Annotated in this window: 19 protein-coding genes; 10 read left to right on the forward strand and 9 right to left on the reverse strand. The window is 66.5% G+C overall.

Translation table 11 applies throughout. The features are described 5' to 3' along the window. Window positions 1-28: 28 nt before the first annotated feature. A complete protein-coding gene (locus Ga0102493_RS00760) occupies window positions 29-841 on the forward strand; it encodes an SDR family NAD(P)-dependent oxidoreductase (RefSeq protein WP_034905822.1) in 813 nt (270 codons plus the stop codon). 25 nt (window positions 842-866) lie between these two features. Here the strand turns inward: Ga0102493_RS00760 and Ga0102493_RS00765 are convergent, their stop codons facing one another. Next, window positions 867-1,655 carry an SDR family NAD(P)-dependent oxidoreductase gene (locus tag Ga0102493_RS00765; RefSeq protein WP_034905821.1) on the reverse strand — a complete coding sequence of 263 codons (789 nt, stop codon included), beginning with the start codon at window positions 1,653-1,655 and terminating at the stop codon, window positions 867-869. Between the two features lie 107 nt (window positions 1,656-1,762). Here Ga0102493_RS00765 and Ga0102493_RS00770 point away from each other — a divergent pair, with 107 nt between their 5' ends. Then, a complete protein-coding gene (locus tag Ga0102493_RS00770) occupies window positions 1,763-3,382 on the forward strand; it encodes an FAD-dependent oxidoreductase (RefSeq protein ID WP_199797293.1) in 1,620 nt (539 codons plus the stop codon). Here the strand turns inward: Ga0102493_RS00770 and Ga0102493_RS00775 are convergent. Beyond that, window positions 3,379-4,659 carry a cytochrome P450 gene (locus tag Ga0102493_RS00775; protein ID WP_034905820.1) on the reverse strand — a complete coding sequence of 427 codons (1,281 nt, stop codon included), beginning with the start codon at window positions 4,657-4,659 and terminating at the stop codon, window positions 3,379-3,381. The two genes, Ga0102493_RS00770 and Ga0102493_RS00775, sit on opposite strands and share 4 nt — an antisense overlap. Next, a complete protein-coding gene (locus Ga0102493_RS00780; protein ID WP_034905819.1) occupies window positions 4,659-5,246 on the reverse strand; it encodes a carboxymuconolactone decarboxylase family protein in 588 nt (195 codons plus the stop codon). Before Ga0102493_RS00780 ends, Ga0102493_RS00775 begins: the two co-directional genes overlap by 1 nt. 166 nt (window positions 5,247-5,412) lie before the next feature. Between Ga0102493_RS00780 and Ga0102493_RS00785 the strand changes: the two genes are divergently transcribed. The 3 genes from Ga0102493_RS00785 to Ga0102493_RS00795 are packed head-to-tail and all read left to right on the forward strand — an operon-like array spanning window position 5,413 to window position 7,708. Beyond that, entirely contained in the window at window positions 5,413-6,744 is a 1,332-nt protein-coding gene (locus Ga0102493_RS00785) for a cytochrome P450 (protein ID WP_236922263.1), read from the forward strand. Between the two features lie 11 nt (window positions 6,745-6,755). Then, a complete protein-coding gene (locus Ga0102493_RS00790) occupies window positions 6,756-7,157 on the forward strand; it encodes a putative quinol monooxygenase (protein ID WP_034905817.1) in 402 nt (133 codons plus the stop codon). Continuing rightward, complete coding sequence (locus tag Ga0102493_RS00795; RefSeq protein ID WP_161490018.1) at window positions 7,154-7,708, forward strand: nuclear transport factor 2 family protein; 555 nt, start codon at window positions 7,154-7,156, stop codon at window positions 7,706-7,708. Before Ga0102493_RS00790 ends, Ga0102493_RS00795 begins: the two co-directional genes overlap by 4 nt. Window position 7,709: 1 nt before the next feature. Here the strand turns inward: Ga0102493_RS00795 and Ga0102493_RS00800 are convergent, their stop codons facing one another. Next, a complete protein-coding gene (locus tag Ga0102493_RS00800; RefSeq protein WP_034905813.1) occupies window positions 7,710-8,063 on the reverse strand; it encodes a nuclear transport factor 2 family protein in 354 nt (117 codons plus the stop codon). A 126-nt stretch (window positions 8,064-8,189) separates the two neighbouring features. Here Ga0102493_RS00800 and Ga0102493_RS00805 point away from each other — a divergent pair, with 126 nt between their 5' ends. Both Ga0102493_RS00805 and Ga0102493_RS00810 read left to right on the forward strand, forming a co-directional pair. Beyond that, on the forward strand, window positions 8,190-8,723 hold the full coding sequence (locus tag Ga0102493_RS00805; protein ID WP_034905811.1) for a carboxymuconolactone decarboxylase family protein: 534 nt from the start codon (window positions 8,190-8,192) through the stop codon (window positions 8,721-8,723). After that, a complete protein-coding gene (locus Ga0102493_RS00810) occupies window positions 8,720-9,085 on the forward strand; it encodes a hypothetical protein (RefSeq protein WP_034905809.1) in 366 nt (121 codons plus the stop codon). The genes Ga0102493_RS00805 and Ga0102493_RS00810 overlap by 4 nt, the downstream gene beginning before the upstream one ends. Here the strand turns inward: Ga0102493_RS00810 and Ga0102493_RS00815 are convergent. Together Ga0102493_RS00815 and Ga0102493_RS00820 are read right to left on the reverse strand one after the other, a co-directional pair. After that, window positions 9,082-9,600, reverse strand: coding sequence for a VOC family protein (locus tag Ga0102493_RS00815; protein ID WP_034905808.1), 519 nt, complete (start codon window positions 9,598-9,600; stop codon window positions 9,082-9,084). The genes Ga0102493_RS00810 and Ga0102493_RS00815 overlap by 4 nt on opposite strands. After that, entirely contained in the window at window positions 9,601-11,214 is a 1,614-nt protein-coding gene (locus tag Ga0102493_RS00820) for a fatty acid--CoA ligase (protein ID WP_236922264.1), read from the reverse strand. A gap of 89 nt (window positions 11,215-11,303) precedes the next feature. Between Ga0102493_RS00820 and Ga0102493_RS00825 the strand changes: the two genes are divergently transcribed. Continuing rightward, window positions 11,304-11,720 carry a PaaI family thioesterase gene (locus Ga0102493_RS00825; protein ID WP_034905978.1) on the forward strand — a complete coding sequence of 139 codons (417 nt, stop codon included), beginning with the start codon at window positions 11,304-11,306 and terminating at the stop codon, window positions 11,718-11,720. On the opposite strand, the gene Ga0102493_RS00830 is transcribed toward Ga0102493_RS00825, so the two are convergent. Together Ga0102493_RS00830 and Ga0102493_RS00835 are read right to left on the reverse strand one after the other, a co-directional pair. Beyond that, the gene (locus tag Ga0102493_RS00830; protein ID WP_034905806.1) at window positions 11,717-12,256 is read right to left on the reverse strand and encodes a nuclear transport factor 2 family protein; all 540 of its coding nucleotides are present in this window, start codon (window positions 12,254-12,256) and stop codon (window positions 11,717-11,719) included. The genes Ga0102493_RS00825 and Ga0102493_RS00830 overlap by 4 nt on opposite strands. Further along, window positions 12,253-13,254 carry an NADP-dependent oxidoreductase gene (locus Ga0102493_RS00835; RefSeq protein ID WP_034905804.1) on the reverse strand — a complete coding sequence of 334 codons (1,002 nt, stop codon included), beginning with the start codon at window positions 13,252-13,254 and terminating at the stop codon, window positions 12,253-12,255. Before Ga0102493_RS00835 ends, Ga0102493_RS00830 begins: the two co-directional genes overlap by 4 nt. A 177-nt stretch (window positions 13,255-13,431) precedes the next feature. Here Ga0102493_RS00835 and Ga0102493_RS00840 point away from each other — a divergent pair, with 177 nt between their 5' ends. Then, window positions 13,432-14,379 carry an SDR family oxidoreductase gene (locus Ga0102493_RS00840; protein ID WP_034905802.1) on the forward strand — a complete coding sequence of 316 codons (948 nt, stop codon included), beginning with the start codon at window positions 13,432-13,434 and terminating at the stop codon, window positions 14,377-14,379. Between the two features lie 10 nt (window positions 14,380-14,389). Continuing rightward, window positions 14,390-14,854, forward strand: a complete 465-nt coding sequence (locus Ga0102493_RS00845; RefSeq protein ID WP_034905800.1) for a nuclear transport factor 2 family protein — start codon at window positions 14,390-14,392, stop codon at window positions 14,852-14,854. 4 nt (window positions 14,855-14,858) lie between these two features. Here the strand turns inward: Ga0102493_RS00845 and Ga0102493_RS00850 are convergent, their stop codons facing one another. Continuing rightward, entirely contained in the window at window positions 14,859-16,082 is a 1,224-nt protein-coding gene (locus Ga0102493_RS00850; RefSeq protein ID WP_051698345.1) for an aromatic ring-hydroxylating oxygenase subunit alpha, read from the reverse strand. Window positions 16,083-16,152 lie beyond the last annotated feature (70 nt).

The following is a 16,152-nucleotide window of genomic DNA, read 5'->3' on the forward strand; positions in this document are numbered from 1 at the left end:
AGAACGACATTCACGGGAGGAGCACGTCATGGGCCAGCTCGAAGGCAAGACAGCCGTCATTCTCGGTGCGGCGACGAAAGGAAACATCGCGCAGGTCACCGCGCGCCTCTTCGCGCAGGAAGGCGCCACGGTGATGGTCGCGGGGCGACACGAGGACGTTCTCGCCGAACTGGCCGAGGAAATCGGCGGGCATTATGCGCTGTGCGACATATCGAGCCACGAACAGGTCCACGCGCTTGCCGACAAGGCGAAGGCGGACATGGGCCGGGTCGATGCGGCCATCAACACGACCGGCTGGGGCCTGCTCGCGGGATTCCTCGAGATCACGCAGGACGAACTGGACCGGATCACCGACCTCCAGTTCAAGGGCGTGCACCACTTCCTTCAGGCCTTCGTGCGGGTGATGAGCGAACAGGACCCGACCGGCGGCTCGCTTATCTCGCTTTCATCGGCGACGACCAAGGCCTTGCTCAACAACCACGCCGCCTACATCGCGTCGAAGCGCGCGGGCGAGGCGATGATCGAATGCATCGCCAATGATTACGGCCATCTCGGGATCAAGGCGAACACCGTCTCTCCCGCCTTCACCCACAGCCCGATGACAGAGGGCGCCTTCGCGACGCCCGGCATCGTCGATGCTTTCCTGCCGCGCTACCCGCTGGGCCGCCTCAACACGAGCGAAGATGTCGCCCATGCCTGTCTGTGGCTGTGCAGCGACAATGCCTTTGTCACCGGCCAGAACATCCAGCCCAATGGCGGCGTCACCCTGCGCGGCAATCCGCAGGCGATCGACATCCAGGCCTCGGTCGAGGCGGCGATGGCGAAGCTGGAAGGCAGCTGAACGCTCGCGGGCCGTACGCCCCCGATCAATACTGCGTGGTGCCTCCGTCTACGCTGATCTGCGCGCCGGTGATGCCCGCGCCCTCCGGTGAGGCGAGGAGCAGCGCGACCGCGGCGATTTCCTCGACCGTGTTGGGCCGCTTGATCGCGCTTTCGGCAGCGAACATGTCGATCATCTCCTCGAACTCCATCCCCATCGCCTTGGCCGTCGCCGGGCCGTTATTGCGGATGATGTCGGTGATGACGAGGCCGGGGCAGATCGAATTGACGGTGATCCCCTGCTCGCCGACCTCGCGCGCGAGGCTCTTGGTGATCCCGTTCACCGCGTGCTTGGCGGCGGTATAGGCGGTGAGGACTGGCTTGCCGTGCTTGCCCTCCATCGAGCTGATGTTGATGATCCGCCCGGCTTTCTTGGAGAGCATCGTGGCGAGGGCGCGGCGGGTTGCCCAGAAGGTGGAATAGACGTTCCACTTCATCGCCTCGTCAAACGCCTCGTCCGACAATTGCGCGAGCGGCTGGAGATCGCCCGCCCCGCCCGCATTGTTGACCAGGATGTCGATAGTGCCGAATTTCCTGACAACGCCATCGACGAATCCTTCGACATCGGACTGGTTCATGGCGTCGCCAGCGAAGAAGGCGACCCGGTCCCGGCTGCCGCGGCCGACGCGCAATTCCTCGACCACGCGCTCGCCCTTTTCCCGGTTGCGGGCGAACAAAGCGACCTTGGCGCCTTCGTGCAGGAACGCCTCCGCGATCCCGCGTCCCAACCCTGCCGTGCCCCCGGTGATGGCGGCGACCTTTCCTTCGAGTTTCATGGCATCTGTCTCCCTCGCATGGGTTCTGCCTAGCCGGGCGCAAGCGTGCGCGCACCTTGCCAAAATGACGAATTGGCATTGCGCGCGCGCAGACGATGATGGCGGCCATGGAAACGCTCGACATCATCGTCCTGGGCTGCGGCCCTGCTGGAATGACAGCCGCTCTGGCCGCGCACGAGGCGGGGGCGAAGGTCGCGCTCGTCGAACGTTTCGAGAGGGTCGGCGGCACGGGGGCGGTGTCGGGCGGCGTCATCTGGGTCGCCGACAATCCGCGCCAGCGCGCGGCGGGCATGGCGGACAGCCGCGAGGATGCGCTCGCCTATTTCCGCGCGCTCGATCACGGCGATCTCGTCGATGAAACGCTCGAGGCTTTCGTCGATACCGGGCCGGAAGCGCTCGCCTTTCTAGAGGATGCAGGCGCGCTGAAGGTCGCGCTGCTCGAAGGATATCCCGATTACTATCTCGACCGCCCGGGTGCGCGGCCCGAAGGCGGGCGGGCGCTCGACCATGACCTTTTCGATTATCGCGAGCTCGGCGAATGGGCGGGCCGGGTCTACGGAATCGAGGAACCCCGCCCGATGATGCTGCGCGAGACGCCGCTCGGAGGTGGCACGGCGGTGGTCCCGCCGCAGGAATTGAAGCGCCGGATGGAGGCGAACGAGCGCGGTTTCGGACAGGCGATGGTCGGCCGGCTGCTCAAGGCCTGCCTCGAAAGGGGGATCGAGCCGCTCACCGGGGTGGAGACGAAGCGGCTGGTACGCGAGGGCGACCGGATCACCGGCATAGAGGGCGAGAGAGACGGCATGCCCTTCGCGCTTTCGTCCCGGTCCGGCGTCATCATCACGACCGGGGGCTTCGAATGGGACCAGGACCTGCGACAGACCTTCCTGCGCGGCCCCGCACCCGCACCCGCATCGCCGCCGACCGCGCGGGGCGAGGGGCTGAAACTCGCGATGGCGGTGGGCGCGAAGCTCGGCAACATGACGAGCGCATGGTGGTCGCCGACGCTCGCCGATCCCGGCGCGCCATGGCCCGAGGGCGGCGGGCGAGCCGCTCCGATGCTGATCGAGCGCACCGTGCCGCATTCGATCATGGTCAACGCCGCGGGCCGACGCTTCTGCAATGAGGCGGCGAATTATTCGGCGCTGGCGGGCGCGTTCCACCAGTTCGATGCGCAGACCTATTCGTATCCCAACATGCCGTGCTGGCTGGTGTTCGACGCGCAATACGCAGCGCGCTATCCGCTGGGCACGCGCATGCCGGGCCAACCCCTGCCGGACTGGGTGACGAGCGCTGACACGATCGACGAACTCGGCGCGAAGCTGGGAATCGACGCAGCCGCGCTCGCGGCGACGGTCGAGCGGTTCAATGCCCACGCACGCGACGGCCACGACCCGGATTTCCAGCGCGGCACCTCCGCCTACGACCATTTCTACGGCGACCGCACCCGCGAAGGCACGGCCGTGACGCTCGGCCCTGTCGAACAGGCGCCGTTCCATGCCGTGCCGGTTCACATGGGGATGCTAGGCACCAATGGCGGCCCGCGCACCGATGGGCAAGCGCGCATCCTCGGCCATGATGGCGAGCCGATCGCCGGACTTTACGGCGCGGGCAACGCGATCGCCTGCCCCACGGGCGGGATCTATGCAGGCGCTGGCGGCACGCTCGGCCCGGCGCTCACCTTCGGCTACATCGCCGGGCGCAGCGCGGCGCGCGCCAACGCCTAGCGCTTTTTCGGCTCGAAGGTGATGTGCAGCTGTTTGAGGCTGCGAAGCAGGAAATGCGGGTGGTAGGTGAAGTCGTTCTTCCCTTCCGCGAAGTCCATGTCCTCGAACCGGTCGACCACGGCGGTGAAGCCCCAGGTCAGCTCGCGCCGGGCGAGCGGCGCGCCGAGGCAGTGGTGCGTCCCTGACCCGAATGCCATGTGAGCGCCCGCGCGCGGCCGGTCGAGATCGAGCTTTTCGGGGCATTCGAACGCGCTCTCGTCCCGGTTCGCCGCGCCATAGCGGACATTGATGATCGAGCCCGCGGGAATCGTCACTCCGGCGAGTTCGACATCCTCGTGGGCGAAGCGCATCAGCGACTGCACCGGGCTTTCGAGCCGCAGCACCTCCTCGACGAAGGTTCTCATGTAGCGGTCCGGATCGGACTTGAGCTTCGCCCACACATCCTTGTTCTCGATCAGCAGCTTCATCCCCGCCGCGAGCGCATTGGTGGTCGTCTCCGACCCGCCGACGAAGGTGTCGGCCATCATCTCGGCATGGAGTTCGTTGTCGTTCAAGGGCCGGCCCCAGCCCTCGATCACCGTGTTGACCAGCACCGAGATGAGGCTTTCGTCCGGCTGTTCGCGCAGCTTCTCGAAGATCGGCTGGAAATAGTGCTGCGCCTCGATCTCGCGGTCGACCATTTCGAGATGGCGGTCCTCGGGCAGCATCATCGAGATGCGGTGGAAGAAGGCATCGGTCCAGCCCTTGATCCGCCACATGTCCTCGCGCTTAGCGCCCATCTGCTCGCCGATGATGAACAGCGGCAGGGGGATGCAGAACCGGCTCACCCAGTCGCATTCGCCTTCGTCGAGAAACCCGTCGATCAGTTCGTAGGCGAGGTTTTCGACGCGCGGATCGATTTCCTTGATGCGGCTCGGCTTGAACGCCTCGTTGAACATCGCGCGCATCTGCTTGTGGTTCGGATCGTCGCGGCCGGCGAGGGTTGGGGCGGGGAGCCAGCCTTTTGCCTTGAAGCGTTCGGCGACCTTGCGCCCGCGTTCGACATCGGTGGGGCTGGCGCGCATCAATTCGTTCTTCGCGCTGCTGGGGAAGCGCTGCGGGTCCATCAGCACTTCGCGCACGTGTTCGTAGCGGCTGACGACGAAGATGTCGGTGCCCGGGATGCGATAAACCGGCGCCTCTTCGCGCAAGGTGCGATAGGCGTCCCACGGGCATTGCTGCACTTCGGGATCGAACAGGTTGACTTGCGGTCCGGAGCCTTCCGCCTGCGTCGCCATCAGCGTACCTCGACCCGCTCCGCGCCCCACGGCGCGATGCTTTCCGCCTCACGGAAGGCCTGCGGCAATTCCTCGACCATGTGCCACGTCGCCGCGAGCCTTCCAAAGCCGACAAAGAAGGCGCAGGTCATGCCGAGTTCGACGATCTCCGCCTCGCTGAAATGCTCGCGCAGCTCGGCATAGGTGTCATCGCCGATCGCGAGGTGGTCGGTCGCCAACAGCTCGCCGTAGCGGATCGCGGCCTTCTCCGCCGGGGTGAGGTTGTCCGCCTCCTGCGGGCGTTCGAGCGAGCAGACCAGCCCTTCGTCCACCCCGTCCGCGACCGCATCGGAATAGCGTATCGCCATGCAGGAACGGCACTGGTTGAAGAAGGCGATCCTCAGCCGGACCAGCTCGACCAGCCGGTCGGGCAGGCTGCGGTGCATCTTCAGCGCTCCGCCGAAGCCCATCAGGCCGAGCGCCTGCTCGGGACAATGGGCGAAGAAACGGGTCAGCCCCTGCTCGAGCTCGCTCAGCGCCTCCGGGTTCACCGCCTCGCGTAGGCGGGGATCCCACTGGTCGGGGGAAAGCTTGGAAATGCGGCTCATGGCGGTCTCTCCCGAAGAGGTGCCTCACTGGCAAAATAGCCCGTTTCCGTAGCGGCGCGCTTGGCGGACAAAGGGTGCGGGCGCGCGCCCGGCGCGGCAATTGGCGCTTTTGCCAAGCGTGCGTTTGCATGGCGCAGGGGCGACGCCCTGTTGGTGGGAGCCGGTTTTGGAAAGGGAGCTGGAAAACGCATCGGGTTCGCGCGCCGCACCGCCGCGACGGCTCGAGGATGTCGACCTGTTCGCTCCCGGCGCGCAGGAACACTGGTACGATGCCTATGCGATCCTTCACGAACACGCGCCCGTCCAGCGCCTTCCGGGAGAGGGGCTGACACCGGAAAGCGATGCCTTCGTGCTGACCAAGTACGAGGACATCAAGCGCGTCGTGCGCGACTGGGAGCGCTTCCCGCCCACGCTTTCGCTGCTGGTCGCGCAGATCCTCGAATCAGGGGAGATGCCCGCGCACATCCCCGATATCGACGCCATGGTCGCCTCGATCGTCTCGCTCCGCCCGACCCCCGAATTGTGGCGCGCGCACCGCAAGGAGTTGACCGATCCGTGGGTCGGGCCGGGCTGCACCCGACACGCCGCGATGATCGAGCGCCATGTCGATGACCTGCTCGGCCCCATGATCGACCGCGCCCGCGCGGGCGAGACGATCGATTTCGTCGCCGAATTCGCCCGCCCCCTGCCGCAGCGCGTGATGGCGAGCGTGCTCGGCTTTCCGCAAGTGGACATCCCTGAGCTCGAGGAATGGGGCAACGCGCAGGTCATGTCCTATGTCCACGGGCGCACGCACCGCAACCTGCTCACGCCCGAACAGACCGCCGAGAAGTTCCGCCTGCTGGACGGTATGAAGGACTACGTCGCCGAGAAGACCCGCGAGAAGCGTGCCAATCCGAAGGAGGATATGATCTCCTTCCTCACGCAGACCAGATACGAGGCGCTCGGGCGCACACTGACCGACGACGAGGTCGGCGGGATCGTCTACGCGATGGTGATCGGCGGGCTGGAGACGACGCAATACGCCATCGCCGAACAGGCGCAGCTCGCCTGCGAACGCGAGGGGCTGTTCGATGCGATCCGCGCCGACCGCACCGCGATCCGCACCTTCATCGAGGAAGGGATGCGTCTGCGCTCGCCCACGCAGGGGCTTTCGACCCGCATCTGTGCGCGGGACGAGGTGTTCCAGGGCGTGCGCGTGCCCGCCGGCTCCATGCTCCACCTGCGCTGGGCGGCGGCGAATATCGACCCGGACGAATTCGAGAACCCGCTCGAGGTGAAGCTCGACCGCCGTGCGGCGACCCGCCACCTCGCTTTCAGCCAGGGACCGCGCTCGTGTCCGGGCTCGAACCTGTCGCGGCTCGAACAGACGATCGCGTGGAACCGGCTGTGCGATACCCTTTCCGGTATTGCCTATGCGCCGGGCAACAGTTTCGCCCACCAGGGCGGCATCATGCTCGGTATCCGTGAATTGTGGCTCGACCTCACCCCCGCCTGAAGGAGACCGCCATGGCGACATTGCTTGCACATATCAGGATCAAGCCGGGCAAGGAGGAGGCTTGGGAGGCGATCATGCGGAGCATGGTGCTCGAGACTTTCCGGACCGAGGCGGGCGTGATCCGCTACGAATACTGGAAGGGCGAGGCCGAGCGGTCGTACTATTGCCTGCTCTCCTTCAGGGACAAGTGGGCCTTCTACGCGCACCAGATGTCCGACCACCACGAGGGCCACGATTTCGCCGAAGTGCTGGAGGACATCCGGCTCGAGTATGTGGGTCCGGTCGAGGGCGCGGGCGGGGGGCTGCCACCGACCCGCGACCCGGCCCTGCCCGAGGACGCGAGCGAGGCGATGCGGACCGCGCAGGAACGCTTTCCCCTCACCATCCCCGCATGGTGGGAGGCGCGGCTGTGAGCGCGAGCACGGGGCCGGGCGCGCGGCTCGAGGCGCTGATCGCAAAACAGGAGATCGCTGAGGTCATGCAGCGCTATTCGCGCACGCTCGACTGGCTCGACGACGAAGGGCAGGCGAGTTGCTACTGGCCCGATGCGCCGGTCGATTACGGCTTCTTTTCCGGCACGGCGGCGGATTTCGTGCCCGTGGTGATGGAGATCGAGCGCGCCAGCCAGCGCCGCTGGCACATGCTTTCGGGCATTGCGATCCGGCTTCATTCGCCGACCCGGGCGAGCGCGGAATGCTATGGCATGGCGACCGGCATCCGCCAGCAGGAGGACGGCAGCTGGCAGGGCAACCTCTACGGCGGGCGCTATCTCGACGAATTCGAGAAGCGACCGCCGCCAAGCGATCCCGACGGCGAGATGGAATGGCGCATTTCAAAGCGGCAGTATGTCATGGACTGGCGCGTCCCGCTGACCGACCAGCCGGGGAGCGATCCCGATCCGAACCTGCCGCTCCCGATCCTGCAGATCGTGGATAGCGGGCACGACCTCTACCGCAGGATGTGACTCACTCGCCCGCAGGCGGGTCCATGTAGTCGCGGTAATAGGTCAGGTGCCCGTCCGAGACCTTGTAGATGCCGCAGCCGCCGCGCGTGCCTTCGGGCGAATGGAGCGTCCAGCGCGCCCAGCAGGCGTGGTCGTCGCCGCAGATCTCGTCGACGGTGAAGGTGATCTTCCGGTTGCCCATTTCCTCGACCATTTTTGTCATGAACGACAGGATCGCCTCGCGCCCCCGGTACGTCCCCCACACGGGATCCTCGACCACCGCGTCCTCGGCGAAGAGCGGTGCGAGCTTCGTATAGTCGCCCTCGTCCTGGATGCGCCAGAATTGCTCGATCACGTGTTGTGCCTGTCCCGGCATGGCGGTTTCTCCCGGTCATTCGATGGTGCGAACGTGCCACGGGAAGCGCCGCGCGGCCCCCTCTGAAAATGTGGAGGCGGCGGCGCGGCGCGCGGCGCGTTACACTCGGCCCCAAGGAGAAACCCCATGTCGACCATCCCCCGCGCCTCCTCTGCGATCCCCGGCGAGCCCGCCCATTTCGGCTCGGTCCTCGCCCACCAACCCGCCATCGCGAACGCCTTCGCCGAACTCTACGGGCGGTTCTGGGACAGCGACGTGGTCGCGGCGCGGCTGAAGGAAGTCGCCCGGATGCGGAACGCGCGCGTCACCGAATGCGGGTTCTGCCGCAATGTCCGCTTCGACAAGGCGGTGGCCGAGGGGTTGGGCGAAGATGTCGTGGACGACATCGACGACGGCTATGAAACCTCCGCCCGGCTGAACGATGCGGAAAAGGCGGTGCTGAAATTCACCGATGCGCTGATCCACGATCCCGAATTGCTTACCGGCGATGCGAAGGCGGCCATCAAACGCCACCTGTCGCCCGAGCAGATCGCCGAGCTGGGCCTTGGCGTGACCCTGTTCCTCGCGCTCGCCAAGGCGCTGATCGTGCTGGGACTGGAACCCGAACAGATGGATCGCACGGTCCTGCCCACTCCCGCCGTGCCGGAGCCGGCAGAATGAGCGGATCGGTGGCCGGGGCACTCGCCGGTACGCCCGAGCTTGCCGCGCGTTACGCGGCGTTCCGCGATGCCGCGCACGAGGCGCTCGGACCGGACCTCGTCGAAGCGGTGCGCGGCGCCGTCGCCGAGGTGCACGGCATACAGGGCGGCGGGGGAGAGGGCGCGCGCGGGAGCGCGTCCGAGGCTGTGCTCGCCTATGCAAGGCGCATGGTGTTCGAACACACCGCGATCACCGATGAAGAAGCCGCCGCCGTCGCGCGCGAACTGGGCGAACCGGGCCTCGTCGCGCTGTCGGTCGTCGCGGCGCTGGCCGATGCCGAATGCCGCGCCGAAGCGGTCGGACTGCCGGACCTCGCCTCCTAGAGTTCGAGTGGGCGCACCGGGTCCGCGCCGTCCCACCCTTTCGCCGCATCGCGGACCATGGCGTAGAAATTCTCCAGCCCCTCGTCGCGGGCGTAGAGTTCGATCATGTGGCCGAGGCTCGCGGTCGCATCGAGGAAGGCGAAGGCGGTTCCGAACGCCGTGACCGAATACTGCGCGAGGGGCATTCCGCGCGCTTCGTAATCGGCGATCGCAGCATCGAGATCCTCGACCCAGATCGCCGCGTGATGCAGGCCGTAGCGGCCCGAGCCGGGCGGGAAGACATCGCTTATCGCGCTCGGATCGTCGCTGTGGAGCGCGACGAATTCGACCATCAGGTCGCCCCACTGGCCGTATGCCGAGGAATGGTCGAAGGCGCGCTCCACCCCGCGATGGACGCTGGAGATCAGCGGTACGTGGGGGAAGGTGAAGAAGGGGCCGGAGCCGAACGCGCGCGAATGCTTGCGCGCCGCGCGTTCGATGTCGGGCACGAAATAGGCAAGCTGGCGAACCTGCACTCAGTTCACCGCCCGATCCTTGCCTTCCCAATAGGGCGCGCGAAGTTCGCGGCGCAGGATCTTGCCGGAAGGGTTGCGCGGCAGCGCCTCGATGAAATCGACCGATTTCGGGCACTTGTAGCCGGCAATGTGCTCGCGCGCATGCTGGATCAGTTCGGATTCGGTGAGTTCCTCACCCGCCTTCACGACGACGCAGGCCTTGACCTCTTCGCCCCATTTCTCGCTCGGGATGCCGATCACCGCGACGTCGGCGACCTTGGGATGGGCGTAGAGCGCGTTCTCGACCTCGGCCGGGTAGACGTTCTCTCCGCCGGAGATGATCATGTCCTTCACCCGGTCGTGGATGTAGAGATAGCCGTCCTCGTCGAGATAGCCCGCGTCGCCCGTGCGTAGCCAGCCGTCCTCGTCGATCGTCTCGGCGGTCGCCTCGGGATTGTTCCAGTAGCGGCTCATGTTCTTCGACGAGCGCGTGGCGATCTCGCCGACCGTGCTCGCGGGCAGGGTGTTGCCCTCCTCGTCGATGATCTTGACCTCGACACCGGGAAGCGGCGTTCCCACGCTTCGCATCCGGGGGCTGCCTTCGGGCACGTGATGCTCGGGATCGAGCGCGACGATCGTGCCGCTCGTCTCCGTCATCCCGTACATCTGGACGAAACCGCAGCCCAGCACCTCCATCGCCTCGCGCATCAGTTCGAGCGGGATCGGCGAAGCGCCGTAGGTGACATACTTGAGGCGGCTGAAATCGACTTCCTTCACGCGCGGGTGATTGAGGAGGATCTGGATCGCGGCGGGGACGAGGAAGATCTTGGAGATGTTGTAGTTCTCGATCAGTTCCAGCGCCTTGGTCGGGTCGTATTCGGGCAGGACGATCGAATTGGAGCCCGCAACCATCGTGCCGATGCCCGTTCCCGTCCCGCTGATGTGGAAGCAGGGCATGGCGAGCAGGGTCACGTCGCCTTCGACCGGTTCCTGCCAGCTACGCATTTCGCCCTGGCCGACCGCATCGCGGCTCGACAGGATCGAGCCGTGGGTCATCACCGCGCCCTTGGGCCGACCGGTCGTGCCCGAGGTGTAGAGCTGCAGCGCGTCGTCCTCAAGCCCGACTCGCGTGGCCGGCGGGCGGGCGGGAAAGCCGTCGCGCCAGATGCGGTAATCGGTCCCGGCATGGTCGGGCGCGTCGATCCCGATCACCTGCTCGACGTCGGGCGCCTGTCCCCGCACCCGTGCCAGAACGTCCGCGAAGCCTTCGCCCACGAAGACGACGCGGGCGCAGCAATTGTCGAGGATATAGGCGACCTCGGGCGCGGCGAGGCGCCAGTTCACCGGGGTCATCACCGCGCCGATCTTGGCCGCGCCGAGCAACGCCTCGAAATAGAGCGGATGGTTCTTGCCGAGGAAGGCGACCCGTTCGCCCTTCTTGACCCCGAACGCGGCGAGCGCGTTGGCGACGCGGTTCGAATTCTCGTCCAGCTCGGCGAAGGTGATCGTTTCCTCGCCATAGGTGAAGGCGGGGGTGTCGCCGCGTTCCTGCGCGTGTTCGCGCACGATGTCGCAGAACGAGCCCGCCTCGGCGAGCGCAGCCTCGATGGCCATGATCGGTGTCTCCTGTCCCATGGGCGCGAGCCTACGCTCGCTTGCCCGCCTCACCATTGGCACAATTCATAGCATTTGGCCCGCGCCAATCGCGGTCTATGCTCGCCCCCATGACTGACACGCCCCCTCCCCCGGGCTTCGAGCCCGCCCGCTTCTCGCCCGGCTTTCTAGACCATGGCGGCCCTTATTTCCTCGGGGCCTTGCGGGAGGGCGTGCGGGTCATGGGCCTGCGCGTCTGCCCCCATCACATCAATTACAAGGACGGCGCGCATGGCGGGGTGATCTCGACTTTCGCCGATGTCGCCCTGAGCCACGCGGTATACGATGCCGAGCGCCCCCGCCTCGCGCCCTCGACCATCGCGCTGCAGGTCAATTACCTCGCCGCCGCACGGCTGGGCGACTGGCTCGAGGCGCAAGTGACGATCGACCGGCTGGGCGGACGCACCGCCTATACCAGCGGGCGGATTATGTGCGGCGAGGACGCGATCGCGACGATGTCGGGCGTCTTTTCGATCCGGCGCGGCTAGCCGAGGAAGCGCGCCACCACCGGGGTCGAGGGATCGCGCTCGTCGTGGTAGCCGCTCGCGCCTTCGGGCACGTCCGAAAGGTCCACGCCCTCGACCTCGCGGAATTCGCGCCAGTCGTAGAGCCCGACGCGCCGCGCGATGCGCCACCGACCGTCGCGCTTTTCGAAGCGGTCGACATAGCGCCCGGCGATGACGGCGGAATAGGTGCGGCCCTTGTCCGGGAAGACCTCGGCCACCGGATAGCCCGCCGGGACCGTGTGCATCGCGGTCATGTAGGTTTCGGTGTGGCACACGAGGTCGTTCTCGAAGCCGAACTGGACCTGGCCCAGCTGGTGCTGGGTGGCGAGGCAGGGATCGATGATCGCGCGCGCCTGTTCGACGAAGCCGCGCCAGTCGCCCAGAACCGTGCCGAACTGGAATTCGGCGTCCTCGTGGAACAGGCGGTCCATCATTGCCCAGCGACGGCGGTCGATCGCGTGGGCATAGGCGGCGATCACGTCGCCGATTTCCGCGCGCGCTTCGAGATGCAGCTTCATGGCTCCAGCTCCACGATGACCTTGCCGATATTGCCGCCGGTGAACAGTTTTCGATAGGCCGCGAGCGTGTTGTCGAGGCCGCGCGTCACGTCATAGGGCATGACGAGCTCGCCCGTTTCGGTCCATTCGCGCAGGCGGGCGGTGAGCGCTTCACCTTCGTGCATGAAATCGGGCGAGAAGAACCCCTCGACGCGCAGGCGCCGCATCAGCACCTGGTCGAATTCGCGCGGTGCGGTGCGCTCACCCGAATTGTAATCGGCGAGCAGGCCGCACACCGCGATGCGGCCATAGTGGTTCATGCGGGTGAGGACCGTGTCCAGCACGGCCCCGCCGACATTGTCGAAATAGACGTCGAACCCGCCCGCCGCGTCGAGCTGTGCGCCGAGGTCGCCCGCCTTGTAATCGACCGCCCCCGCGATCCCGAGTTCATCGGTGAGGAAGCGGCATTTCTCCGCCCCGCCCGCGATTCCCCACGCCTCGCAGCCGAGCAGCTTGGCGATCTGCACGGCAAGGATGCCGGTCGCTCCGGCAGCGGCGGACACCAGCACGCGCTCGCCCGATTTCGCAGCGCCGGTGCGCTCGATCCCCCACAGCGCGGTCCAGCCGTTCATCCCGAGCGGGCCGAACCATGCGCGGCGGTCCTCGACCGAGGGATCGAGTTTCACCGCGCCCGCCATCGCCGCATCGACCTGGCTTACCTCGCCCCACACGCCGAAGGCGCGCACGAGGTCTCCTGCCGCGAATCCTTCCGCGCGGCTTTCGATGACTTCGCCCAGCACCAGCCCCGTCATCGGCGCGCCGACGGGGAGCGGCGGCTGGTAGCCGTCCTCGCGCGATGTCAGCCACAGGCGCGTGCCCGCGTCCATCGACAGCATCGCGTTGCGGATGCGGATTTCGCCTTGGGCGAGATCGGGCAGCGGCGCGCTGACGAGCGCGAGCGCCTCGTCGAAATCGGTTCCCTCGGGGCGGCGCTCGATGCGCCAGAAACGGTTTTCCATGCACCCTTGTCCGGCCCGCGGCAGCGCGCGGCAACCCCGCCATTTCGCTAGTGCGCGCGCGTGCGCCCCCTGTCATTTTCGCGCTATCAAAATGCACCGGAGCGGCGCGGCGGGCGCTTGGCCTAGGTTGCGCCGAATGCATGGGATCGCGGCCAAATTGCGAAGGGGAGAGAGGCAATGGCACTCATCACGGTGATCGGCGCATCGGGGCGGCAGGGCATGGCGCAGGTGCGCCAGGCGCTCAAGGCAGGCTACGAGGTGCGCGCGATCTCGCGCCAGCCGGACCCGTTCGCGGGGCTGCTGATCGACGGCATCGAGAACGTCGAGGTGCGCCCGATGGACCTCTACGACACGTCCACTTACCGCGCCGCGCTCGAGGGGTCGGACTACATCTTCTACACCCACCCGCTGCAGGCCCGCGCCGACCGCGCGGTGCTGGTCGGCCAGGTCGGCAAGGCGGCGGCGGAGCTGGACGTGAAGCGGGTGGTCTGGAACACCTCGAGCTGGATTCCCGACCGCCCCGGCGACCCCTTTACCTATGCCGGCAACACCGCGGGCATCAACGCCCTGTGGCGTTCCGGTGCGCCCGGCACGGTGTTCGGCAGCGTTCTGTTCATGGACAACCTGCTGACCAACTGGGCGCGTCCTTTCATCATCAACGAGGGGCGCTACGTCTATCCGCACAACCCGCAGCTGGAGGCGAACTGGATCAGCCTCGACGATGTCGCGAAGTTCATGCTGACGAGCCTCGAGCGGCCCGACATGGAAGGCGCGTGGCTCAATATCGGCGGGCCGGAGCGGCTGGTCGGAAGCCAGGTGACGCAATGCCTGTCCGAAGCGCTCGGCAAGGAGATCGAATACGACCCCTGCACGCCGGAGGAATTCGGCCGCTACCTCGTCGAGGCGGCGGGGGATTCGATGCCGCCCGAAGCGCGCGAGGATTTCGCCAAGGGCATCCAGGCCTTCTACGAATACAACAACGAAGCGCCGACCCGGCCCTTCGAGGTCGACATGGACCACGTCTACGAACGCTTCCCCGAACTCGAAGGCGAATTGGAGACGATGGGCGAATGGACCAAGCGCGTGGACTGGGGGGAATCGAATTTCCGCCCCGCGTTCGGCTGAGGCGCGCGACGTGGCCGACACGCGCGAGGCCAACATCGCGCTGGCGACGCGCTATTACGAGGCGCTGGAGGCGGGAGATTTCGAGGCGCTGGCCGCGCTCCACGCCGACGACGTGGTGTTCAACCTCGTCGGCTCGACCCCGGTTTCGGGGCGCTGGGTCGGCAAGGCGGAATGTTTCGGGCCGTTGGTCGCCGACAAGGTCGTGGGCAAGCTGGTCCCCGAAACCGTGCAGTTCTCACGGCAGTGGCGGATCATGTGCGCGGACGAGAACTGCGTCGTCGGCATCATGCGCGGCGGCGGCATGGGCGTGAACGGCCACGAATACCTGCAGACCTACTGTCAGGTGATGACCATCCGCGACGGCAGGATCGCCGAGCTGCATGAATTCTTCGACACCGCGCTGGTCGAACTGGCGCTCAACGACAATCCCACGGCGAAGGGGCCGAGCGAGGTGGCCCGGCCGTTCGAATTCTAGCGCCCTATTCCGCCGCCTGCCGCTGCTCGCGCGCGAAGATGTCGAGCAGATCTTCGTCCGAGGCGTTCACGAGCTTCTCGGCCCATTGGTGGAAGACCTGCCCGCCGCGTTCGTTGCGGCCGAACAGGACGTGGTCCATCAGTCCCGATTGCAGCGCCTCGTGCTGGCGCTTGCCGGTGGCGTAGTCCTCGTCGCGCACGACGACCTCGAGGAAGTCGAACTGTTCGTGGGCGGATTTGACCTGCTCCTCGGTCTCGGGCCGGTTCTCCATCACGTAATATTGCGTGGTCCAGCTTTCCTCGACCGTTTCTCCGGGGAAGAGCTGGCTGATCAGCGCGCCGCGCTGCCCGCCGCCGTAGAAGCTCGCGATCGAGATGTGCGGGAAGATCGTCCACACGCCCTGCACCAGCGCGTCCTGCGGGATTTCCTCGTCCGACATCTGCGTGAGGTCGATCTGCTCGTCGCTCCCGGTGCGCTGGGCGAATTTCGACGGGCTCGCGAGCCTTTGGTGCGGCCCCCAGGTGAAGTAGTTGGCGCGGTTGAAGAAATCGGCCCCGAACGTGTCCTTGTGAAGGACCGGCAGGTGGTAGAAATCGAGATAGCCGTCATAGGCGGTTTTCCAGTTCGGTCCAGCCAGCGTGCGCTTGGCGAACAGGGTCCAGCCTGAAAACCCGAAGGCTTCGAGCAGCGCGTCGTAGCCGCACAGGTAATCCTCGATGGCGAGCTTCGAGTTCGGATCGAGCGTCACCCAGATCAGCCCCGCGCGTTCGAGCACCGGGAAGCGCTTGAGGCAATGGGCGGCCTTGTCGACCTTCCCGAAATCCTGCGGGCTGGCGACGCCCAGAAGGTCGCCGTCCTGGCGGAAGGTCCAGCCGTGGTAGCCGCAGGTGAAACGGCTCGCCTTGCCCGTGCCGCTGGCGAGCGGGTTGCCGCGGTGGGTGCACATGTTGAGGAAGGCGGCGATTTCACCGTCCTTCTGGCGCGACAGCAGCAGCGGCACGCCGCAGATGTCCATCGCCTTGTAATCGCCCGGTTCCGGCAATTCGCAGGACGGCGCGACCATCAGCGGTAGGCGACGGAAGATGTTGCGCTTCTCGCGCTCGAACAGGTCCTCGTCGGTATAGCTGCTCGCAGGAACACGCACGACTTCGTCGGCGAGCTCCATCGTGTCCGCCTCGCCATGCGCGACGAGGCTGCGGGTCATGCCGACCAGTTGTTCGCGCGACATATTTCTCTCCCTTGTCCGTCTGCCCGTAAGGATGCGCCTTTGTCCAGGCCGCACGCAATCCTCACTTTTG

This window comes from Erythrobacter litoralis (assembly GCF_001719165.1).
Taxonomy (GTDB): domain Bacteria; phylum Pseudomonadota; class Alphaproteobacteria; order Sphingomonadales; family Sphingomonadaceae; genus Erythrobacter; species Erythrobacter litoralis.